Consider the following 23,274-nt stretch of genomic DNA (forward strand, 5'->3'; position numbering starts at 1 on the left):
TATGGCCGGCGTGGCGCAAGCGGTGGCCATTGTCACCAACGGCCAGCTGATCGCCTATGTGGTGCCGGCCCAAGGCCACGCGCCACAGGCCGGACAGCTTGCCCTGGCGCTGCGCGAACAGCTGCCGTCCTACATGGTGCCCGCCGCCTTCGTCATGCTCGATCGGCTTCCGCTCACCAGCAATGGCAAGACCGATCGCAAGGCTTTGCCGGCGCCCGCGTGGAGCGAACAGCAGGCCGCGTTCCAGCCGCCGTCCACACCCACCGAGCGTACGCTATGCACGCTGCTCGAAGGCCTGCTCAAGCTGGAACGGGTTGGCTTGGGCGACAATTTCTTCTCGCTCGGCGGCGACTCCATCGTCGGCCTGCAGTTTATTGCACAGGCGCGTGGCCGGGGAATTGCCATCACCCCGCGTCAGCTGTTCCAGCAACGCACGGTCGGAGAACTTGCACTGGTCGCCGGCGCGGTAACCGCCCTGGATGCGGAGCAGGGAATCCTGGCCGGCGCAGTGCCGCTGATGCCGATCCAGCACTGGTTCTTCGAGCAGGACCTGACCGACAAGGTCCACTGGGACCAGTCAGTGCTTCTGCGCCCGCACGCCCCGCTCACGGCGGACCTGATCCACGCTGCCTTGATGCGCCTTGTGGAACAACACGATTCCCTGCGCCTGCGATTCACCTTCGAGCACGGTCAGTGGAGCCAGCAATATGGCGACGCGCGCGAAGCCTATGCCTTTGCCGAACGCACCGTGGGCGCCAATGAAACCATTCCACATGCGCTCTCAGGTTTTTCCGCCGGCGCGGACCTGGCGCGCGGGCCGCTGCTGTGCGCCGTACTGCTGCACCTGCCCGGCGGCGAACAGCGGCTGTATCTGGCAGCGCATCACCTGCTGGTCGATACCGTTTCATGGCGCATCCTGCTGGAAGACTTCGCCAATATGTATGGCCGGCCAGCCAGTCAGCCAGCCAAAACCAGCTCGCTGCGCCAATGGGCCGAACGCGTGCGCAACTACGCGGCGACCCAGGCGCAGGCCCAGCGCGGCTACTGGGAGGCGCAGCCGGCGGCCACGCCGCTGCCAGTCGATAGCCCTGAGGGCGGCAATCATGTCCGCGACCAGGTCGCGCTGCTCGAAAAGCTCTCGGCAGCTTCCACCGCCGACCTTCTGCACAAAACGCATCAGGCATACCGCACACAGGTCCAGGACCTTCTGCTCGCCGCGCTCGCCGCAACCCTGTGCGAATGGAGCGGCGCCGACGGCATCACGCTGGACCTGGAAGGCCACGGACGCGAGTCCTTGTTCGCGGACCTGGACGTGAGCCGGACCGTGGGCTGGTTCACGACGCTGTACCCGGTACACCTGTCGCTGCCCTCCGGTGCAGCGGATGCCCAGGTCATCCAGGCCGTGAAGGAGCAAATGCGCGCCATTCCCGAGCATGGCTTCGGCTACGGTGCGCTGCGCTACCTGGCTGAGGACAATGGCCAGCTTGGCAAGCGCCCTCGCAGCGCGGTGCTGTTCAACTACCTTGGCCGCATTGATGGCGGCGACAGCAACGCCATGCTGTCGTTGGCAACGGAGGCAACGCCGCCCGAGCAGGCCCCGGCCAACCAGCGCACCCACGAACTGGAGATTGTCGCCGCCATCCAGCAGGACGTACTGCAGGTCGAATGGCGCTTCAGCGGCCAGCGCCTGCGGCAGGAAAAACAACAGCAGCTTCTCCTCGGATTCATGAAGCGCCTGCGCCAGCTGATCGATCACTGCCAGCACAGCAGCGGCGCCTTTACGCCGTCGGACTTCCCGATGGCCAAAGGCATGAACCAGCAGACACTTAACAAATTACTCAGCAAACTGAAATGAAGAATATCGAAAACGTCTACTCCCTGTCACCCTTGCAACAGGGACTGCTGTTTCATCAGAACTACGATCCGGCATCGCGCGTGTACCACCAGCAGGTCAGCCTGGCCATCGACGGAGCGCTCGACGGCGCGGTGTTCGCCGACGCGTGGCGCCAGCTGATGACGCGCCATGCGGTACTACGCACCGGCTTCCTGTGGGAAGACCTGGATGACGCTTTTCAGATCGTCCACACCGAACTGCCGCTCCCGCTAACGCAACTGGACTGGCGCACCCGCGCCGACGCCGGCCAGGCGCTGTCCGCGTTGGAACTCGAACAGCGCAACGCGGCCTTCGCGTTCGACGAGGCGCCCCTGATGCGCATTTGCCTGGTACGCATGGCTGAACAACGGTGGCACATGGTGTGGACCTTCCACCATATCCTGCTCGACGGCTGGAGCGTCGGCCTTGCGCTACGCGACTGGCTGGAGATCTACGGTTCCCTCAGCCGCGGGGCCAGCCCTGCCCTGGCGCCAGTGCGCGCCTATCAAGACTACATCGGATGGCTGGCGGAGCAGGACGCCGGCGCCGCGGAAACCTACTGGCGCGGCCAGCTGCATGACTTCGCCGAACCGACGCCGTTGCCGGCGCTGCTGGCAAGCCGTGACGTGCCGGTTGGCGCCCCCTGCGCCGAACAGCAGGTCCTGCTGTCAAGCCAGGAAACAGAAGCCATCGCCGCACTCGCGCGCACGCACCAGGTCACGCTCAACACGGTTGTGCAGGGCGCATGGGCGCTACTCCTGGGTGGCTACGCCGGACGCGAAGAAGTGCTCTATGGCGTGACCTCGGGCGGCAGGCCGGATGCCTTGCAGGGGTCGGACGACATGGTCGGCCTGTTCATCAATACACTACCGCTGCGCAGCGGCTGGTCCGACCGCCCGCACCTGGGCGACTGGCTGCGCCGCATTCAAGACGCCAACATCGAACTGCGCCAGTTCGAATACACGCCATTGTCCAAACTGCGCAACTACAGCGCCATCGCATCCGGGCAAAACCTGTTTGAATCGATTCTTGTCTTCGAAAACTTCCCTCTCGATGAGGCGCTCGGCGGCGGCGCGGGCGGGCTGACGTTCAGCACCAGCGAAGCAGCGCCGGACACCGGCGGCGTCACACTGACTCAGGGCCGCAACAACTATCCGCTGTCGCTGATCGTCGCACCGGGTGAACGGCTGGAGCTCACGCTCAGCTACGACCGCGCCCGCCTCGGCGAAACCGAAGTGCGCCCCATGATCGCGCGTTTGCACGCGCTGTTGCGCGCCATGCCGGCCCATGCCCTCACCCCGGTCCAGGAACTGGCCCGGGCCGATGCCGTCGAACAGGATCGCCTGATCGTGTGGGGAACAGGAACGCCGCTGGACGTGCCGGCATGCTGCCTGCACCAGCTGTTCGAGCGCCATGCGGACGTCGCACCGCAACAGGCGGCCGTGACGAGTCCCGCTGGGACGATCAGCTATGCGGAGCTTGAATCGCAGGCAAACCGGCTGGCGAACCATGTTCTCGGTTTGGGTCTTGAAGCCGGAGAGGTCGTGGCCATTGCGCTGGAGCGCTCGCCGCAATTCGTCGTTGCGATGCTCGCCACGCTCAAGGCCGGCGGCTGCTACCTTCCGCTCGACTTGAAACAGCCGCCGGCACGTCTGGCCGGCCTGCTGGCCGACAGCGGCGCGCGCTACGTCATCTGCCAGGATGACTGGAACCCGCCGATGCCGGTCACCGCCATCCGTCTCGGATCGGTCTCCGGGCACGACGTCCGGCCGCAAATCGCATTACTGCATCCGGACCACGCGGCCTACCTGATCTACACGTCCGGCTCGACCGGCCAGCCAAAAGGTGTCTTGCTGCCGCACCGTGCCATCGTCGATTATGTCCATGGGGTGCTGCACACGCTGGCGCTTCCACCGGCATGCCGCTTCGCGCTGGTGTCGACCATCGCGGCCGACCTTGGCCACACGCAGCTATTCGGCGCCCTGTGCGGCGGCGGCACACTGGTTTTGGTCGACGAAGACACCGCATTCCAGCCCGCCACACTGGCGGCCTTCATGCGGCGCGAGAAGGTTGACGTCCTCAAAATCACGCCTAGCCATCTGCGCGGCCTGCTGGCGGCGCACGCATCGGCCGAGCTGCTTCCCCGCCACACGCTGGTCTTCGGAGGCGAAGCGTTCGAATCGGCACTTCTGGATCAAATCGCCGCGCTGGCGCCAACCCTGCGCATATTTAACCACTACGGCCCGACCGAAAGCACGGTAGGCGCCGTCGTCAACCGGCTCGACGGCCGCGCCTTCGATGGAGCCATCCCGCTCGGCAAACCGCTTCCAAACCGTCGGCTGTATGTACTGGACGACAAGCGCAAGCCGGTCGGCATGGGTGTTCCGGGAGAGCTGTACATCGGCGGAGAGGCGCTTGCAACCGGTTACCTGGGCGCGCCCGCATTAACGGCGGAGCGGTTCGTTCCCGATCCGTTTGCCGGCGGCGCCCGGCGCATGTACCGCACCGGCGACCGCGTTCGCTGGCTGGCCAATGGCGAGCTGGCATTCATCGGACGCGTGGACAGCCAGGTCAAAATCCGCGGCCATCGCGTGGAGCTCGGCGAAGTTGAAGCGCAGATCCGGCAGCTGTCGCCGCATATTGTGCAGGTGCTGGCGCGCCTTGCGGAAGTGCCGGACCAGGGCCTCCGCCTGCTGGCCTATGTCGTCGCCAATGGTTCCCTGTCGTCCGACAAACTGCGCAGCGACCTTGCGGCGCGCTTGCCGGAACATATGATCCCGTCCGCCTTTATTCAGCTCGACGCGATTCCCCTCACCGCCAACGGCAAGCCGGATACACGCGCATTGCCGCTGCCGGACTGCCGCGCGTCGTCCGCCCGCCAGCACGTCGCACCGCGCAACGAGCTGGAAGCCACGCTGGCGGACATCTGGCAGAACGTGTTGAAACGCGACCAAATCGGCATCGATGAGGACTTCTTTGAGCTGGGCGGCGATTCCATCCTGAGCCTGCAAATCATCGCCAGGGCAAATCAGAACGGCATCAAGATCACACCCAAGCAACTGTTCGCGCACCGGAGCGTGGCGCAACTGAGCGCGCATTTATCATCGGGCTCGCCCGAGGCGGCACCTGCGCCTACCCGGGCCCTGCCGCTTTCCGCGGGCCAGCGCGCACGCCTTGAGCATGGCGTCCCTCCCGCCACCTGGCGTTGCATCGCCCTGGACCGCCCGGTAACGACCGAGCATCTGCGGATTGCACTTGCTGCGCTGTGCGCTCGCCATCAATGCCTGCAACTGCAGATTGCCCAAGATGCGCGCGGCGAGTGGCGCCAAAGCCTGGCCGCAACAGCAGCGGCGGTTGAGCTGCGGCAGATAGCGCCAGCAATGCTTGACGATACAAGCGCCCTCGCCGCCTTGGCCGCCCCGGTTTCCGCTTTCCAGGCCTGGTTGCTGGACACGGGAACATCGCAGGCCCTGCTGCTGGCCGTCCCTGGATTGATGGCGGACGAACAATCCTGGCCCGTCCTGCTTGAGGACCTGAACCTGGCCGTGTCGCAGGCCGGTTTCGAGCGTCCGCTGGCATTGTCGCCATCGAAGCTCGACTTCGCCGAGTGGGCGGCGCGGCAGGACAGCCATGCCCATGGAGACGACCTCGATGCCGCATGGGAGCACTGGCTTGGTTTCGTCGACACCGACGTAGCGCGCATCGACGTCCCATCGGCCGTATCCCAACCGGCAGCGTACACGCTGACCACCGGCCAGACGGCGCAGCTGGAACGCCTGCGCCAGCGCATGCACCTCGGCTGGCCAACGCTGATCGCGATGGCGCTGGCCGCCGAATTCGCGGGCGAGACCGTGCCGATCGACCTGCCCGCGGGCAGGCCAGGCGATCAGCGCATCGCCGGCGCACTGTCCCACAACGTTCCATGCTTCCTGCGCATACCTGCCGAAGCGAGTCCGCTGGAACAGCTGCGCACCATCGAAACGCAGCTCGCAAGCGCGCAACGCGATTACGGCGTGCTTCGCTATTTGTCCGACAACAGCTATCTGAAAGAGCCGCTCCTTGCCTTGCCCGCGCCGCAAATCGGCGTCGCCTTCACCGGAGACTGGGACTCGCACCGCGAACCGTACGCCATCCTCGGGGCCATGCTGGCCGCCAGCCGCGCCCCTGCCAGCGGCCACGCCTTGCACATCAGCGCCAGCGTGACCCAGGGACGACTGGTACTCGACTGCCAGGGGCCGTTGACCGGCAAAGGCGAGCGCCTTGTCGGCCGACTGCTTGAACTGGCCACCTTGTGCGAGGATCCGCAAGCGGTCCCCGATTCGTCCGCGTTTCCACTGTGCGTGGACGCGGCCAGCTTGCCGCTGGACTGGAACGTCGTGGAAGACGTCTACCCGCTTGCCCCCACCCAGCACGGCATGCTGCTGCATACGCTCATGGCGCCCGACAGCGGCGTGTATCTGGTCCAGCAGCGCTATCGCTGGGATGGTCATCTCGACCGCGGGGCGCTGGAAACCGCATGGGACCAATTGCTGGCCCGCCATCCGATCCTGCGTACCGCTTTCTGGTGGCAGGGCGACCTGGCGCCGGTGCAGTACGTGCAGCGCGAGCTGGCGCCATCGTTCGCGTGGCACGATCTGCGCATGCTGGACGCCGATGGACAGTCACGCCAACTGGAATCCGAACTGGCCGCCGAATCGACGCGCGGCTTCGACCTGGCGCGCGCTCCCCTTACCTTCCTGCGCGTGTTCCAGCTCGCGGACGATCAGTTCGAACTCGCGCGCAGCTATCACCACATTCTCAGCGACGGCTGGTCGTTCGGGCTGGTGATGGAAGACCTGCTTGGCCTGTACCGGGCCGCGTTGCGCGGCGAGCCAGCCGCGCTCAAGCCGGTGCGCCCGTACCGCGACTATATCGCGTGGCTCGCTGCCCAGGATGGCGCATTGGCCGCTGCATTCTGGACGACCGAGCTGGCCGGTTTCACCGAGCCGACCAGCCTTCCTGTCGCCGCGCCGGAATCGGCCGGTACGACGCTCGGCTGCGCCGACGTCGACGCCCTCCTCAGCGTCGACCAGACCCGGCGCATGCAGCAGCTTTGCCAGCAGCACCAGCTCACGCCGAATACCTGGGTCCAGGGCGCATGGGCGCTGCTGCTGGCGCGCTACAGCGGCGCGCCCGAGGTGCTGTTCGGCGTCACCGTCGCCGGACGTCCAGCCGATCTGCAGGGCGCGGAGGAGATGGTTGGCTTGTTCATCAACACCCTGCCGCTACGCGTGGCGATCCCCGACGAACAGCCGCTGGCCGCCTGGCTGCGGCAGCTGCTGGCCCACAACCTGGAATTGCGCGACTTCGAACACACGCCCCTGGTCGACATCCAGGGCTGCAGCGCGGTCGAACGCGGGCGCTCGCTGTTCGACACGCTGGTCGTGTTCGAGAATGCGCCATTCGGCGCGCAGGAAGCGGCCGGTGCGCTCGATGCCAACATCGACATGCTGCATGACCGCAGCCATACCAACTACCCGATCACGGTCATGGCGATGCCGGGTGAACGTTTGGGCCTGCGCATTTCCTACCAGCTGGCGCGCTTTGGCAGCGACACCATGGACCGCATGATGGGGCATCTGCGCGAACTGCTTTCGCAAATGATCGCGTGCCCGGAAAGCGCCATCGGCAAACTCGGCATGCTGCCGCTCGCCGAACAGCAGGCAATGGCGGCATGGAACAACAGCGCCCACGACTTCCCGCTCGATCGCAGCTATGCCGAGCTGTTCTCGCAGGCCGCGTCGCGTCACCCCGAGCGCATTGCCGCTGTCTGCTCCCGCCACTCGCTCAGCTACGCGGCGCTCGACCAGCGTTCCAACCGTATCGCCCACGCCTTGCTGGCGCGCGGAGCGCAGGCCGACACCATCGTCGCGCTGATGGCCGAACGCGGTCTTGATCTGCTGGCCATGATGATCGGCGTCCTGAAAGCCGGAGCCGCCTTCCAGCCGCTCGACGTGAGCCATCCGCCACGGCGCCTGGCCGAGCTGCTCGGCTTGAGCGGCGCGCCGCTGCTGCTCGTTGCCGGCGACGGCGCGGTCCTGGCCGACCAGGTGCTGGCAATGACCGACAAAGCGCCTGTGTGCCTCGACGCGCGCGCTTGCGCCCACCATGGCGACGCATCGCAGCCCCTCGCGGCCAGCGCACCCGGCAACCTGGCCTATGTCATCTTCACCTCCGGATCAACCGGAAAGCCGAAAGGGGCGATGGTGGAGCAGCGCGGCATGCTCAACAATATCTTCGGAAAGCTGCCCGCCATCGGGCTTGGCGAGCATGACCGCCTGGCGCAAACGGCGTCGCCCGCCTTTGACATCTCGGTCTGGCAGTTCCTGGCGGCGCCACTGTTCGGGGCCACGGTCCACATCCTGCCCGATGCGGTCGCGCACGACCCGCAACGTCTGATGCAAGCCATCGACGACGATGGCATCACATTGCTTGAAATCGTTCCATCGATGCTGCGGGCGATGCTCGATGGCGACGCCCACCCGGCACGCCTGGCCACGCTGCGCTGGCTGATGTCGATCGGCGAAGCGCTGCCTCCTGTCCTGTGCACGCGCTGGCTGGAACGATTCCCGGCGGTGCCGCTCATGAACCTGTACGGCCCGGCCGAATGCGCCGACAACATCGCCTTCCACGCCATCGACAGCGTGCCGCCAGCGCACTGCGTGCACATGCCGGTTGGCCGGCCCACCGCCAACAACCAGCTCTTCGTGCTCGATTCGGCGATGCGCATGGTGCCGGTCGGCGTGCCGGGCGAGATCTGCACCTCCGGCGCGGGCGTCGGACGCGGCTACCTGAACGACCCGCAGCGCACCGACGCCGTGTTCGTGGCACACCCGTTCGAACCCGGCGCCCGCTTCTACAGGAGCGGCGACCTGGGACGCTACCGCGCCGATGGCGCCATCGAATTTCTCGGCCGCCGCGATCAGCAAGTCAAGGTGCAGGGGCATCGGATTGAACTGGGCGAAATCGAAAGCCGATTGATGCAGCACCCGGAGGTCGGCACGGCTGCGGTACTGGCCCTGCCCGCCGCCGACGGCGGACAGCGGCTGCTGGCGTTTTGGCAAGCCAAACATGGCGCCACGGCCGATAGCGCCGGTCTGCGCGCATTCATTGAGGAAGCGCTGCCCGCCTACATGGCGCCCCAGGTGTTCGTCAGCCTGGAGCACATGCCTTTGAACGCCAACGGCAAGCTTGATCGCATCGCGCTGGCCCGCCTGGTTCCCGTACCGGGCCAGGTGGACGACGCCGTTCCGCTCATCGCGCCCCGCAGCGACAGCGAAGTGCGCCTGGCGGCCATCTGGTCAAACCTGCTGAAAGTCGAGCAGGTTGGCGTGCACGACAATTTCTTCGCGCTGGGCGGCCATTCGCTGCTGGCGACGCAGCTTGCCTCGCGCATCCGTGCCGGGTTCTCCGTCAATCTGCCGCTGCGCGCGGTCTTCGACCACCCGACGCTGTCGGCACTGGCGGGCGTGCTCGACACGCTGGCCGCCACGCGCGCCGGCACGGTCATGCTGCCGATTGCAGCAGCATCGCGCGATGCCGTACTGCCGCTGTCGTTTGCGCAGCAGCGCTTGTGGTTCCTGGAGCAGCTGGCACCGGGAAGCGGCATGCTGAACCTGCCGTTTGCACTGCGCCTGACAGGAAATCTCGACGCCGAGGCCCTGCGCCGCAGCTTCGAGCTGCTGGTGGCGCGCCATGAAGTCCTGCGTACCGCCTTCGTCAGCATCGATGGCGTGCCCCGGTTGCGCATCGCGGCCACGGAGCGCTTCGAACTACCGGTAAGCGACTGCCGCGGCATGTCGCGCGCAAGCATCGAACAGGCCATCCACGGCGGCCTGGAGCGGGGCTTCGACCTGGCCCGTGCGCCACTGCTGCGCGCCGAACTGCTGCTGGCGGACGACAACGAGGCATACCTCTCGGTCGCGCTGCACCACATCACGGCCGACGGCTGGTCGCTGGCACTGCTGGTGAACGATCTGGCTGATGCCTATCGTGCGTTGTGCGCGGGTGCCGAACCTGAGCTCATGACCCGGCAGCTGCAGTATGCCGACTACGCGCAGTGGCAACGCAGCCACCTGCCCGGCCCCGCATGGCAACAGCAGCTCGACTACTGGCGTTCGCAGCTCGAGAATGCGCCCGCTCCGCTGTCGCTTCCAGGATTCACCGCGGCGCCAGGATCGGAGGCGGGGCGCCACCGTGGCACACTGCCAGCCGCGCTGTCGCATGGCCTGCGTCAGTTTTCCGAACGCCATAACGCATCACCCTTCATGGTGCTGTATGCCGCACTGAACGTGCTGCTGCACCAGCAAACGGGCAGCGGCGACGTGGTGATCGGAACCGATGTCGCCAATCGCCATCATGGCGAAACGGAAGCCATGGTGGGTTTCTTCGTCAATCAGCTGGTACTGCGCTGCCGCCTGAACGGGGAGCAGACCATCGCTAGCCTGCTGGCCGACTGCCGCCGTATCGCGCTCGACGCCTACCAGCATCAGGACCTGCCGTTCGAGGCGCTGGTGGCCGAGCTTCTGCCGCAACGCGATTCGGACCGGACGCCTTTCTTCCAGATCAAGCTGATACTCCAAAACATACCGCAGCGCGACCTCGTGCTGGGCGCACTGGCGGTGGAAGAACTTGAGCTGGAACCGCACGATACGGAACTCGACCTGCTCATCAACGTGATTCCCGATGGCGAGAGCTACACGATTGTCTACGACTACGCGCGCAAGCGCTACGACGCCGCCGCCATCGCGCAGCTCGATGCGCTGTTCGCGGCCACCCTGCACCTGATGGTCAGCGGCGAACGGCTTCAGGTTGGGCAGGTGTGCGAACAGCTGGTCCAGGGCGCACTGCGGAACTTGCATCAATCACAGGCGGCGTCCCGCCTCACGCTCGGCACCGTACGCCGCAAGCCTGTCACGCTTTGAAAGGAACTCCATTGAACTCTCCCTATTTTTCGGCACCCGCGGACGGCGTCCTTGAAGGCTTTGCCCTGTCGCCCCAGCAGGCCAGCCAGTGGCGATGGCAGCAGGCGTACGGCACCACCGCCGTACCGCTGGCCAGCCTGCGGCTGCGCATCGATGCTCCGGTCGATCTGCCCCGCCTGCGCGCCAGCCTGGCCCAGGTTGTGGCGCGCCACGAAATCCTGCGTACCGCATACCAGCAGCTGCCGGGCATGGCGCTGCCGATGCAGATCATCGCCCCTTCGGGCGAGATGCCCTGGCTCGATCCGGATGACCAGGGTCCCGGAGTAGAGATGACACCCGGTGCCGACGGCACGCTGCGTCTGTGCCTGCGGCTGCCCGCGTTCCAGGCCGATTCGGCCAGCATGATGGCGTTGGCGCGCGACTGGCTTGACGTCTACCAGGGCGGCCCGCTCGCCGATGTGGCCCTTCAATACGCCGACTATGCGGCGTGGCGCGGCGAGCTGCTGGAAAGCCAGAACGATCCGCATCCGCTGTGGGAGCCGTTTCGCAACCAGGCCCTGTCGGCACAGGCGCTGCCGCTGCGGCCCGGAGCCGCCGTCACCGTGATCGAGCATCATACGGTCGCGTGCGCGCTCGATGCCGCCGTCGAACAGCGCTGGAAGGACTATGCGCGCGAGAGCGGCCAGGCGCCCGAACTGGTGCTGCTGGCCGCCTGGATCGCGCTTTGCCACCAGCATAGTGGCGCCGAGCGACTGACCATCGGCTTCGATGCGCAGCAGCGCAGCGGCGCCACGGCCGGCGCGCTTGGATTGTACGGCGAAGCCTTGCCGCTGGCGGCCGGCCGCCTGGACGCGGTGGACTTTGCCGGCTTGTGCGGCGAACTGGAACGCCAGTGCGCACTGCTGGCGGAGTGGCGCGACAGCTATCCCGCCGACCTGTTCGACCAGCCCTTCGCGCTCGGCTTCCGCTGGATTGCGCCGGCCTGCCCTGCCCTGGCGCAGGCGGGATGGCACGTCGAGCGCGTGTGCGCCCCCGCCGCACCGTTCCAACTTTTGCTGGAGACCAGCGACTCCGGCCTGTGCTGGCATGTCAACCGGGCGCTGTACGACGCCGCCGCCGTGGCATTGCTGAGCGATCAGCTGGCAACCCTGCTCGACAGCGCATGCCGCCAGCCCGGCCGTCTATTGCGCGAACTGTCGGCATGCAGCCCGCGCGAACAGCAGCTGCTGACCCGCGAACTAAGCGGCTCCCTGCCACTCAGCGTCGACCAGCAGCAGCGCTATGACGCCGTCAAAGCGCTCGGCTCCCTGGCGCAGTGCTTCAGCGGGCAAGTGTGCGCGCATGCGGACATGCCGGCCGTCGAGGGCGCGAGCGGTCAACTGAGTTACCGCGAACTCGATGAGCGCTCGACGCTGCTGGCCAGGCATTTGCTGGCGCGCGGCCTGGCGCCGCAGTCCAGGGTAGTGCACCTGCTGCCGCGCGACATTGACGCGGTGGTCGCCATGCTGGCCATTTTCAAGGCGGGCGCCTGCTACGTTCCGGTCGATCCCGGCTATCCGGCCCAGCGCGTGCAATTCATCCTCGACGATTGCCAGGCACGGTTGATCATCACCCACAGTTCGCTGCTGGCGACGTTGGCGCCGCACCTGCAAGAGCGCGCCCTTGTCATCGACACCATGCCTGCGCCAACGCCGTCGGATCAGCCATTGCCTTCTGGCGCAAGACAGGACTGCGCCTATCTGATCTACACCTCCGGCAGCACCGGCCAGCCCAAGGGTGTTCAGATCACCCACGCCAATGCCTTGCATTCACTGGCCGCGCGGGTGGCTTACTACCCCGATCCGGTACGCAAATTCCTGCTGCTGTCCTCATTTGCGTTCGACAGTTCGATCGCGGGCCTGTTCTGGAGCCTTGCGCAGGGCGGCACCCTGGTGATCTGCAGCCAGGACGATCAAAAGGATCCGGCCCGCCTTGCGCACATCATCCGCGCCAGCGCGGTCACGCACATGCTGGCCCTGCCCTCGATGTACGCCATGCTGCTTGAGCAGCCCGGGACGCCGCCAGCGGCGCTGTCGACCGCCATCGTGGCCGGTGAAACATGCCCGCCCGAGCTGGTGCAGGCCCACCACCAGGCCTGGCCCCATGCGCGCCTGTATAACGAATACGGCCCCACCGAGGCATCGGTCTGGTGCAGCGTGGCCGAGTTAAAGGCGCAGGTTTCCATCGGCCGCGCCATTGCGCACACCCGGGTCTACCTGCTCGATGCCGATGGCGCGCCTGCTGCGCGCGGCATGCTGGGCGAGATCCACATCGCCGGTCCGGGCCTGAGCCCTGGCTATGCGGACCGTCCGGAGCTGAGCGCGGAGAAATTCATCACCGCCTCGCATCCACTGCTGGCCGGGGAGCGGCTGTACCGCAGTGGCGATATCGGCTACCTTGACCAGGATGGCACGCTGATGTTCGCCGGCCGCGCCGATGCGCAAGTCAAAGTGCGCGGCTACCGGATCGAGCTTGGCGAAATCGAAGCCGCGCTGCGCGATGCCAGCGGCGCCTCGCTGGCGATGGCGCTTGCCGAGACGCGCGACGGCGCAACGCTGCTGCGCGGCTTCATCGAAACGCGCGACAAGACCGACCTTGCCGCGCTGCGCGCCGCACTTGCGCTGCGGCTCCCGGAATACATGATACCGGCCGATATCCAGGTGCTGGCCAGCCTGCCGCGCAACGCCAACGGCAAGGTGGACGCCAAGGCCCTGCTGGCCCTGCGCGCCAGCCACCAGCGCGCGCCGTATGCGGCGCCCGCAACGCCCGCCGAGTGCCAGCTCGCCCGCTTGTGGCACCAGCTGCTGGACTGCGAGGCGCCTGGAGCGGACGACGATTTCTTCTCCCTGGGCGGCCACTCGCTGCTGGTCGTGCGGCTGGTGCATCTTATTAAGTCCACCTTGGGAAGCGATATCCCCGTTGGCGCCGTGTTCCGCAATCCGACCATCCGCTCCCTGGCGGCGCAGCTTGCACCGTCATCGGCCGCGTCATCGCTGCTGCCGCTGCGTAGCGGCGATGGGCATCATCCGCCCGTGTTCTTCCTGCACCGGCCAGCCGGCGACGTGCAGCACTACGCGCCCCTGATCGCGTCGCTGCCGGAAGGCCAGGCCGCTTACGGCATCGTCCTGCCGCATGGCGTGGGTCCGGAACAGGCCAGCCTGGCCCAACTCGCGCAGCGCTACCTGGGCCAGGTCAAAAGCGTGCAGCCGCAAGGCCCCTATTTCCTGTGCGGCTGGTCGATGGGCGGGCTGCTGGCACTGGAAATGGCCAGCCTGATCGAGCAAGGAGGCGATTGTGTCGGCATGCTGGCCATCGTCGACAGCAGCTTCAACCCGGGCGATGAGGGTTTGAGCGGCGACGAGCTGCTGCAACTGGTACTGCAGGAACTGACCGAGGAAAGCTGCCGCCGGCTCGCGAGCGCGCACGGCGCGCGCACAGCGCTGAGCACACTGGATGCGGGCATGGGCAAAATGGCGCAACTACGCCGCGCGTTCGACGAATGGTGCCCCGCGCACAACATGGTCCTGAAGTCGTCGCCGGCCATCGTTGCCGCCACGCTCGACGCCATGGAACATGCGCGCCAGTGGGTCGCCTCCTGCACGCCGCCCACCGTGTCGGCCGAACTGCATCTGTGGTGGGCCGAGGCGACCCTGGCCGGGCAGCCTGACCTTCCAATGCATTGGGCGCGCCACAGCGTAACGGCCGCGCATCACGTGCATGTGCCGGGCGACCATGATGACATCCTGCACCACCCCGCCTTCAGCGCCACCTTTAACGCCGCATTGCGCGCATCCAGACGGGATCTTGCCACATGAATTTGCTTTCCTACCTTTACCGCCAGTCGCGCCGGCTGCTCCTGCTCGCCACCATCGCAGGAGCGATCGCGGGCCTGAGCGGCGCGGCGCTGGTAGCCGTCATCAACAAGGGCATCAACGCGCCGGACCGCCTTTGGGAGTTTGGCCTGGCCTTCTTCGGCCTGTGCCTGCTGATGCTCGTTTCCAAACTCGTCGCCGAGATCTCCCTGCTGCACCTGACCCAGGGCGCCATCTACCGGCTGCGCCTTGACCTGAGCACCAAGCTGCTGGCCACGTCCGTGCATCGCCAACAAACGCTGGGCAAGCACCGCCTGCTGGTCATCCTCACCGACGACGTCAACACCTTCACCAACGCGTTCGAGTTCATTCCTGTCCTGTTCATCAACGCCATCGTCGTCAGCGGCGGCCTGGCCTACATGGCCTGGCTGTCCTGGCCGATGCTATTGATGCTGGCCGCGTTCCTGAGCGTGGGCCTGCTCGGCTTTCACATGGCGGAACGGCGCCCGCTGGCCCACCTGGCCAAAGTGCGCGAACAGAAGGACGTCCTGTACCAGCATTTCCGCAGCCTGATCGAAGGGGCGCGCGAGCTGCAGCTCAACACCGAGCGTGGCAGGGATTTCGTCAGTGGCGTGCTGGCGCCCGGAGCCGCCGAATTGAGGCATCGGTTCGTGCGGGGCATGCGCGGCTACGCCATCGTCGCCAACATCGGCACGCTGCTGTTCTACCTTAACATCGGCGTTTTGCTGTTCGTGATACCGCACTGGCTGCGCCTGCCCGCCGAAACGCTGAGCGGATTTACCATCACGCTGCTGTTCCTGATCCGGCCGATTATCGATCTGATGACTGCCCTGCCAACCCTGCGCCAGGCTGGATTTTCGCTCGCCAAGATCCGCCAGCTCGATCAGGAACTCGTTCCATCCGAAGCCGCCGGGGATGGCGCGCGCGCCTTCGACACAAGCGCGCCGCTGTCGATCGAACTGAAAGGTGTTTGCCACCGCTATCCCGGCGAAAGCGGCGACGGCAGCTTCATGCTGGGTCCCATGGATCTGCGCATCGCCCAGGGTGAACTCATCTTCATCGTGGGTGGCAACGGCAGCGGCAAGACCACGCTGGCCATGCTGCTGCTTGGGCTGTACTCTCCCGAAGCGGGAGCGGTCGCGCTGAACGGCATTGACGTCACGGACGGCAACCGCGAGGCCTACCGCCAGCACTTCTCGGCCGTCTTCGCCGACTTCCACCTGTTCGAACAACTGCCGGGAATTGCGGGTGCGGCGCGCCATCAGCATGCGCTACATTACGTCAAGGCGCTCGGCCTGCAGCACAAGGTCAAGATCGAGGACGGCCGTTTTTCGACCACCAATCTGTCGACCGGCCAGCGCAAGCGCCTGGCCCTGGTTGCCGCCTACCTCGAAGACCGGCCGGTCTACCTGTTCGACGAATGGGCCGCCGACCAGGACCCTGTGTTCAAGCGCGTCTTCTACACCGAACTGCTGCCCGAGCTGAAAGCGCGCGGCAAGACGATTGTCGTCATCAGCCATGACGATGCCTATTTTTCGGCCGCGGACCGGGTCATCAAACTTGAAGACGGCCACCTGCATGTACCCGAGCGGCGCGACGCATGCGCCGCCTGAACAAGGAACCACTCATGAATATCGAACGTAACCGCTGGCTGGTCCGGCAGCCTGGCGCACAGCGCCGCATGCGCCTGTTCTGCTTTTCGTACGCCGGCGGCAATGCCGCCGGCTACTACGCGTGGCAAGCCGCACTGGACCCCGCCATCGAAGTATGCGCCATCCAGCTGCCCGGGCGCGGCGCCCGCCTCGGCGAGCCGCCCATGCGTTCACTGGCCCTGGTGGTGGAAACGCTGGCGCAGGTGATCGACCTGGGCGACGAGCTGCCGTTTGCCTTTTTCGGGCACAGCCTCGGTGGCCTGCTTGCCTTCGAACTGGCGCGCTACTGCCAGCGTCGCGCCGGTCCGGTGCCGGAACGCCTGTTCGTCTCGGGCTGCGTTGCGCCGCGCCGCCGCCTGCTGTCGCGCCGCCTGCACGAACTTGGCGATGCCGATCTGATCGCCGCCCTTCGCCAGTACAACGGCGCCCCGGCCGCGGCGCTCGATGAGCCGGAGCTGATGGCCCTGATGCTGCCGACGGTACGCGCCGATTTCGCGCTGGCGGCCGACTACGAATACCGCAGCGGCGCCCCGCTCGCGCTTCCGGTGAGCGTGTATGGTGGAGATCTCGATCCGCATGTGGCCTTCGATGACCTGTCGGACTGGCAGGACGAAACGACCGAGACGATCAGGCTGCACCGCTTCGCGGGCGATCACTTCTTCATCCAGAGCGCGCGCGAGGCGGTGCTCGCGCAGATGCAGGCCGAACTGATGCAGATGATCGAGGCGGCAGCGTGACGGCGCGGCGATTCGCAGCCGCGACGCGTCAATACTGCTTCAGGTGGCGATAGGCCGCCAGCAGGATTAATCCCAGCGCCAGCATCACGCCGTCGACGACATGGCTGGTGTGGAGTGGCTGTGCGATGGCAAACAGGACGGCATCGCCGCTCACCCAAGCGTTGACGGGCGCCACCAGCACAAACAGGATGCCGGCCAGGCCGAGCAAGCCGCGCTCGACATGCGGCTGTTCGGCGCGCCACAAGCCCCAGGCCACGGTAGCCAGCCAGGCGGAGCACAGGGCGAGAACGGGATTGCCCTGCTGTGCCATCCACTGCGGCGCCAGGCGCGCGGCGAGGAACAGGACGGCGACCGCGATGGGAAAACCGATCGTCACGCCGGCAGCCAGGCCGCGCATCAGATGCTGCGCGCGCGCCATGGTGTTGTCGCGCCGGTGCCGGTCCAGCCACAGCAGAATGCCCGACACCGGCATCAGGCATGCGGCAATCCCCAGCAGTAAATACATGAACTTGAGCGTGGCATCGCCGAATTCGGCGAAGTGCAGCGGCAGAAGCGCGGAGTAAGTGCGCCAGCCGGCGCCATTGCCCACGCCGCGCGGTGTGGCCAGCAGGCGGCCCTCGCGATCGAACACTTTACGGTCGTTGGTGCTGAGGTAATCGGGACGCTCGCCTTCCACGGTGACCGTCGCCTTCTCGTCGCCAATATTAGCGATCGTAAAAAAGCGCGGAATGAACGGCTCGCCGCGGATGTCGCGCACCAGCATCGGCGCGGTTGCGCCCAGCGGCGCCGGGGTTCCGCTGGCGCGCTCCGTCTTGCCCCCAATCTCGGCGTAGGCCTTGCCGGAGTCGCCTTTGTGCGCCACCACCGCGGTTTGCAGCAGCAACAGGCCGGCAAGGCCGAGCACACTGCCGGTAAATCCCATCATGCCCAGGAAAGCGATGCCCCAGGTGCCCGCCAGCTTATGCGCGTCCGACCAGCTTAAACGCCAGCTGCGGCCGGTTCGCAAGGTGAAGATATCCCGATAGAAGCGGCGATGCATGACAACGCCGGTCAGCACCAGGAACATCAAGGTGACGCCGAGGAAGCCGGTCAGGAACGTCCCCCACGGGAACGGCAGCAACAGATCGGAATGCAGCACGCGCAGGGCGCGTCCGAAGCCCTCGGACTTGATGCCGAGCAGTGCGCCCGAGGTCGGATCGAAAACGGCCATGCGCCCGGAGTCGTCCTGCAGGCGCAGGATGACGGCATTCGAATAACGGGGCAGCTGCAACGTGGCGCGCTCTTGTATCAGTCCAGCCAGTTTGGCTTCGTTCAGCACGGCCTTCACGTTCACCACGCCGCCGGCGGGCGCGGCAATGCGTTGCAGCTCGGGATATTGCCACAGCTGGAGTTCGTGCACGAACAGCGCAACGCAGCCCGATGCGCAGACCACATAGATGGCCAGGGCAAGCACGATCCCAGCCCACGAGTGAAGAAGGTACCAGGCTTTGCGGCTGTCGGCCTGCGGGTGGTCAGCCAAAGCGGTAGCCCAGGAAGACTGCACTGTAGAGCAGCATCGCCGCAAGGAGCAGACGCAGCCATAGTTGCTTCCAGCTGCTGAACCATAGCCACAGCATGGCCAAGACCCAGGCAACCGGCATCAGCATGCCGCCGAAAAAAATATTATTTGTGCGCGTGGAAGGGAACAGCAAGGCCCACGCCAACCCGAAACCGACGGCCAGGACCAGGCTCCCGAAGAAGGAGACCAGGATCCGGCATGTCACTTGGCCGTGGCCGGCAGGCGCTGGCCGATCGGAACGAACACCCGCATCCGGCTCGACTGCATCGCGGCGTGGAGGCGCGCGATCGGGATCGCAACAAGCGGCGCCATGAGTCCGGCCGCCATCAGGCTGGCCACCCACACCGCCGCGCCGCGCTCAACGCCACTCACATAGGCGCTCAGCGCGAAACCGGCGCCCAGGCCGGCCAAGCCCAGTGCCATGAGGACGCTGCGTACCCTGCCCCCACCAGCCTGGCGCTGGGCCAACACCAGGATTTGCATAGAGAACAGGAGGACGAGGAAGGTCGGCATGGATGCGAACGAGAATGATTATCATTTGATTCTACAGTGAGCGTTTCACGTCGTCAACGTCTTCTTGCATAGCGGTAGGGCCGCCAGGATGCCTGGAGCGAGGCCTTGCTGGAAATTTGCGATTCAGGTTACGCTACGTTATTGACGTTCGCTCCACCGTTTCGGCGGCTCGCCGAACCAGCGCCGGCCCGCGCGGCTGACGCTGCTCGCATCGTGGTAGCCGAGCTGCTGCGCCGCCGCCTCGAGCGACACCCCGGTTTGCAGCAGACGTGACAGCGCCTCGCGCCGTGCGCCATCGACCAGCGTGCGCCAGGACGTCCCTTCGTCGCGCAGCGCACGCTGCAAGTTGCGCACGCTCATTCCAAGCGCATTAGCCAGATCTGCAACGCCCACATTGCCCCCCACACGGCTCGACAGCCATTGCACCGCGTAACTGGCGACGTAGCCGATCGCCGGCAGCGAAGCACATTGCTGGTCGGCCCAGTCGCAGTGCCTGCGGCAAAGCTCCTCGTCGGCATACGGTAAAGGCCGCTGCAGATCGTCACGCGCGAAGATGATCCGATGCGCGTCAGCGTTAAATTGCGGCAGCACGCCGAAGCAAGCGACATACCGGGCCGCATCGCCTTGCGGCGGATGGCGAAAATGCACTTCCACAGGAACGATCAGGCGTTGCGTGAGCGAGCGCGATTGCAGATGCATGCCCGCGATCAGCGCTTCCGTTTGCTGCGCCAGCAAGGCTGGCTTGCCATTTTGCTCGGCCTGCACCAGTGCAAGTTGCCCATTGTCCAGGGGCTCGGTATGCAACATGCCCGCTTCGCTGACCAGCCGCTGGTAGCGCACCGTCAGGTCGACGGCATGAGCGAGCGTGGCGGAACTGAGAAAAGCCATTCCCAGCGTATGAAACGTGGACGGCTTCATTTTTTCCGCCACCGCCAGACCGAGCAGATCGTCGCGGGTCAGTTTCACAGCCCGCTGCCAGATCATGCGCGCAATGCCGATGCCGATGCGGCTGTTCGGCACCATCAAGTGCTCCACCGTCAGCGGGGTGCCTTGCAACGCGCTTGCCGGCGCAATTCCCGCCTCCTCGACCGCAGCCAGGAGGGGACGCAGGAAGCTTGTGGAGACGGTATAGGTTTCAGGCATCGGGTTGCTGTTCCAAAAGAGTGTCGCGAAATGGCGATGTTTGCATGCGCGGCGCGGATGAAGTAGCCATTTCGGAAAATTGGCGCGAAATGTCCATATGCCGATCCGATGATGTCAATGTCAATTCCGATCATAACGCGAATGATGGGGGCGGAATCAATCGCGACCGCGCGGTTGCGGAGTTGCGGCGGCTGACAAGGCCGTCTGAGGAGATAAATTTGAAACAGCAATTGAGCATCGGCGCAGGCATCACGTCGTTGGCGCTTCTGGGAATGAGCCTGCTGCCGCTGGGGGCCGAGGCGGCTGCATCCGTGGCCAACGCGGGTAAAACGTATTATTTAAGTGCCAGTGGTAACGATAACAATGATGGCGCAAGCCCCTCCACGCCCTGGAAATCGCTGGGTAAAATCAACGAACAAGTCAGGTCGCCCGGCGACAAGTTCCTTCTCAAACGCGGCGACGTGTGGAGCACCCAGCTGTATCTGAGCGACCTACGGGGAAACGGTAGCGCCGCGGCGCCGATCGTCATCTCGGCATACGGCAGCGGCTCGCTGCCGGTGATCGCGGTTCCCGGCACCGCGCTGGCGGCCTACAATCTCAGCGGCTACGAGATCAGTTATCTGAAATTTCAAAACACCCAAACCCAGGGAAACATGCTGGAGTTCACCGTGGATGCCGCGGGTAATAAAAGACTGAAGCCCGTCACACGCATCGTCAACTTCATTTACAACGACAGAACCCAGAACAAGACCCACGATCATCTTCATTTTCACGACAATGTCATTGAGGGATTCAATTACAACAGGAATACGCATGGCCTGTTGGTCGAGTCAAACCTGACCAGCGGTCGCACCGTTCCCGCCCTGACTAATCTGACGATCGCCAACAACAAGATCAGCAATGTCGGGTGGGGCGTGATCAGCACCTCCGCTTATGACGGCGGCAGCAAGCTGCATACAAAAACGATGTTCCGCAGAGTCAAGATCAACCGCAATGAATTATGGGATTTTGGCAGTTCCGGCATCGTGATGGCGAACGTGACGGGCGGCGAAATCAAATGGAACTATGCACACCACGGCGGGATGTACCAGGGTGCCTGGCCGAAGGGCGAGGAATCCGGGCCGGGCGGCATCTGGCCGATCAGCAGCAAGGATATCGTCATGAAGTTCAATGAGGTTCATGGCATGCAAGATGCCAATTCGGGCTACGACGGCGCTGGCTTGAACATCGACTGGTACACCGACAACGTATTGATGCAATATAACTATGCGCATGATAATCTCGGCGCCGGCATCACCACGATGCAGAACAACAACAGCAAAATCTACAATAACAAAGTGGAAAACAACCAGGCGACGGTGAACGTTCCGGGACAAATTTCCATCATGGATTTTCTGCCTGCACCGCTGATGCCGCTGGGCGTGAACAATATCGACGTGCGCCAGAATACGGTCATTGTCAGCCAGCCGGAAACCGTTGGCATTTCCGTGACCTCCAACTCCGGCGGAAGCTGGACCAGCAATGAGGTGCGCGACAATCATATAGTCCTTCGCCCCGGTGTTTCCGGCATCCACGCCTGGCGCATCACACCGAAAGCGATCATCGACAAGGTGGATGGCAACCGGATCTATAGCGGCGACGGCAAGCAGTTTTCCGCATATAAATTCGGCACATTCTATGGCTCGCTGGCCGACTGGACGCGCGCAACCGGGTTCGACGCCGGCAGCAAGCTCGGCTTCCAGGAAAGGACGCCACCGTCCATGCCTGCCGGCGTTTCCGGCTGGGGCAATCAGACACGGGGTGTCGAACTGAGGTGGACGGAAAGCGTGGATCCGGGCGGCAGCGGCGTTCACCACTACAACATCCACCGCTTGACCAAGCCGAACACGGCCCCGGCCTACCGCAATATGGTCGGGCAAACGACTGGCACCTCGTTTGTCGATACCGAGGAACTGCCGGCCAGCGGCACGTTTTACTATGTGGTGCAAGCCGAGGACAACAACGGGAACCTGAGTCCGGCCAGCTCGTACGCCGTGGTCACGCTGGGGCAGGCCAGCACCCCATCCGGACCATTCGATCCGGCGGCGTCCTACGTCATGACCAATGCGAGCAGCAAGAAAGCGGTCGACGTGCCGCAAGCGTCGGTCGCGAACGGGACCGGCCTGGTCCAGTACACGCCGAACGGGGGCACAAACCAGGCCTGGCAACTCGTCCTGAGCCGTGACGGCTACCATGTTCTGACCAATAAGAACAGCCGCAAAGTCATGGAAGTGCGCGACTGGTCGCGGAACGCCGGTGCGGTGGTCGACCAATGGGAGAATTTCGGCAACGATAACCAGCTCTGGAAAATCGTGCCGGTCGGTCAGAACTTTAAGCTGATCAACAAAAACAGTGGCCTCGCGCTCGATGTCAGCAATGCGTCCGGCAACGGCGCGGCGCTGATCCAGTCCGCCGACAACGGTTCGGCAACCCAGCAGTGGACTATCGCGCGATAGGCCCCCATGCCGCCGCCCGGCGGCCGACCCATTGATGACGGCCTCCAGGCGGCCGTCAAAGGAAACCATCATGAAAACACGTTCGACCATCGCCGCCACATGCGCCATGCTGCGCAGCGCAAACGCCCCGGCCCACGGCTACCTGGTGCAGCCCGAAGCACGCGGCTATCTTTGCAACAAAAGCGTCGATAATTACTGCGGAGCGGTGCAATGGGACCCGCACAGCCTCGAGGGCCCTTCACGCTTCCCTGAACAGGGGCCGGCGGACGGCGTCATCGCCGCGGCCGGGCGCGCCCCGTTCAGCGAACTGAACGAACAAGCCAGCGGCCGCTGGATCAAGCACGCGCTGCAGGCCGGCCCCAACACCTTCAAGTGGGAATTTACCATGCCCCACAAAACCCGGGACTGGCGCTATTTCATCACCAAGGCCGACTGGGATCGAACCGGAAACTGAGCCGCGCCTCATTC

General features: G+C 65.1%; 11 protein-coding genes. 7 read left to right on the plus strand and 4 right to left on the minus strand.

The features are described 5' to 3' along the window. From RBA40_RS31370 to RBA40_RS31390, 5 genes are all read left to right on the plus strand, one after another. A partial coding sequence (locus tag RBA40_RS31370; RefSeq protein ID WP_306652644.1) for a condensation domain-containing protein occupies positions 1-1,855 on the plus strand: 1,855 nt, incomplete at its 5' end. Beyond that, on the plus strand, positions 1,852-10,836 hold the full coding sequence (locus tag RBA40_RS31375; RefSeq protein WP_306652645.1) for a non-ribosomal peptide synthetase: 8,985 nt from the start codon (positions 1,852-1,854) through the stop codon (positions 10,834-10,836). The genes RBA40_RS31370 and RBA40_RS31375, both read left to right, overlap by 4 nt. Positions 10,837-10,847: 11 nt before the next feature. After that, positions 10,848-14,690, plus strand: coding sequence for a non-ribosomal peptide synthetase (locus tag RBA40_RS31380; protein WP_306652647.1), 3,843 nt, complete (start codon positions 10,848-10,850; stop codon positions 14,688-14,690). Further along, on the plus strand, positions 14,687-16,321 hold the full coding sequence (locus tag RBA40_RS31385; RefSeq protein ID WP_306652648.1) for a cyclic peptide export ABC transporter: 1,635 nt from the start codon (positions 14,687-14,689) through the stop codon (positions 16,319-16,321). Before RBA40_RS31380 ends, RBA40_RS31385 begins: the two co-directional genes overlap by 4 nt. A gap of 14 nt (positions 16,322-16,335) precedes the next feature. Beyond that, the gene (locus tag RBA40_RS31390) at positions 16,336-17,097 is read left to right on the plus strand and encodes a thioesterase II family protein (protein WP_306652650.1); all 762 of its coding nucleotides are present in this window, start codon (positions 16,336-16,338) and stop codon (positions 17,095-17,097) included. A gap of 28 nt (positions 17,098-17,125) precedes the next feature. On the opposite strand, the gene RBA40_RS31395 is transcribed toward RBA40_RS31390, so the two are convergent. The 4 genes from RBA40_RS31395 to RBA40_RS31410 all read right to left on the minus strand — a co-directional run bounded on the left by RBA40_RS31395 (position 17,126) and on the right by RBA40_RS31410 (position 20,311). Then, a complete protein-coding gene (locus tag RBA40_RS31395) occupies positions 17,126-18,616 on the minus strand; it encodes a PepSY-associated TM helix domain-containing protein (protein WP_306652651.1) in 1,491 nt (496 codons plus the stop codon). Then, positions 18,609-18,788, minus strand: a complete 180-nt coding sequence (locus tag RBA40_RS31400; protein WP_306652653.1) for a hypothetical protein — start codon at positions 18,786-18,788, stop codon at positions 18,609-18,611. The genes RBA40_RS31395 and RBA40_RS31400 overlap by 8 nt, the downstream gene beginning before the upstream one ends. Before the next feature lie 68 nt (positions 18,789-18,856). Then, positions 18,857-19,168 (minus strand): hypothetical protein, encoded by a 312-nt coding sequence (locus tag RBA40_RS31405; protein WP_306652654.1) that lies wholly within the window; start codon positions 19,166-19,168, stop codon positions 18,857-18,859. A 138-nt stretch (positions 19,169-19,306) separates the two neighbouring features. Then, positions 19,307-20,311 (minus strand): AraC family transcriptional regulator, encoded by a 1,005-nt coding sequence (locus RBA40_RS31410; RefSeq protein ID WP_306652656.1) that lies wholly within the window; start codon positions 20,309-20,311, stop codon positions 19,307-19,309. 44 nt (positions 20,312-20,355) lie between these two features. Here RBA40_RS31410 and RBA40_RS31415 point away from each other — a divergent pair, with 44 nt between their 5' ends. Beyond that, a complete protein-coding gene (locus tag RBA40_RS31415; protein ID WP_306652657.1) occupies positions 20,356-22,806 on the plus strand; it encodes an RICIN domain-containing protein in 2,451 nt (816 codons plus the stop codon). Positions 22,807-22,876: 70 nt separating this feature from the next. Continuing rightward, positions 22,877-23,260: a lytic polysaccharide monooxygenase gene (locus RBA40_RS31420; RefSeq protein ID WP_306652659.1), complete on the plus strand. Its 384-nt coding sequence runs from the start codon at positions 22,877-22,879 to the stop codon at positions 23,258-23,260. The last annotated feature ends 14 nt before the right edge of the window (positions 23,261-23,274 follow it).

The organism is Massilia pseudoviolaceinigra (assembly GCF_030846505.1).
Lineage (GTDB): Bacteria > Pseudomonadota > Gammaproteobacteria > Burkholderiales > Burkholderiaceae_D > Telluria_A > Telluria_A violaceinigra.

Bases quoted from the DNA above. Each gene is read 5' to 3' on its own strand.
- RBA40_RS31375 (WP_306652645.1), top strand. From the start codon at position 1,852: ATGAAGAATATCGAAAACGTCTACTCCCTGTCACCCTTGCAACAGGGA.
- RBA40_RS31385 (WP_306652648.1), top strand. From the start codon at position 14,687: ATGAATTTGCTTTCCTACCTTTACCGCCAGTCGCGCCGGCTGCTCCTG.
- RBA40_RS31390 (WP_306652650.1), top strand. From the start codon at position 16,336: ATGAATATCGAACGTAACCGCTGGCTGGTCCGGCAGCCTGGCGCACAG.
- RBA40_RS31405 (WP_306652654.1), bottom strand. From the start codon at position 19,168: ATGCCGACCTTCCTCGTCCTCCTGTTCTCTATGCAAATCCTGGTGTTG.
- RBA40_RS31410 (WP_306652656.1), bottom strand. From the start codon at position 20,311: ATGCCTGAAACCTATACCGTCTCCACAAGCTTCCTGCGTCCCCTCCTG.
- RBA40_RS31415 (WP_306652657.1), top strand. From the start codon at position 20,356: ATGCGCGGCGCGGATGAAGTAGCCATTTCGGAAAATTGGCGCGAAATG.
- RBA40_RS31420 (WP_306652659.1), top strand. From the start codon at position 22,877: ATGAAAACACGTTCGACCATCGCCGCCACATGCGCCATGCTGCGCAGC.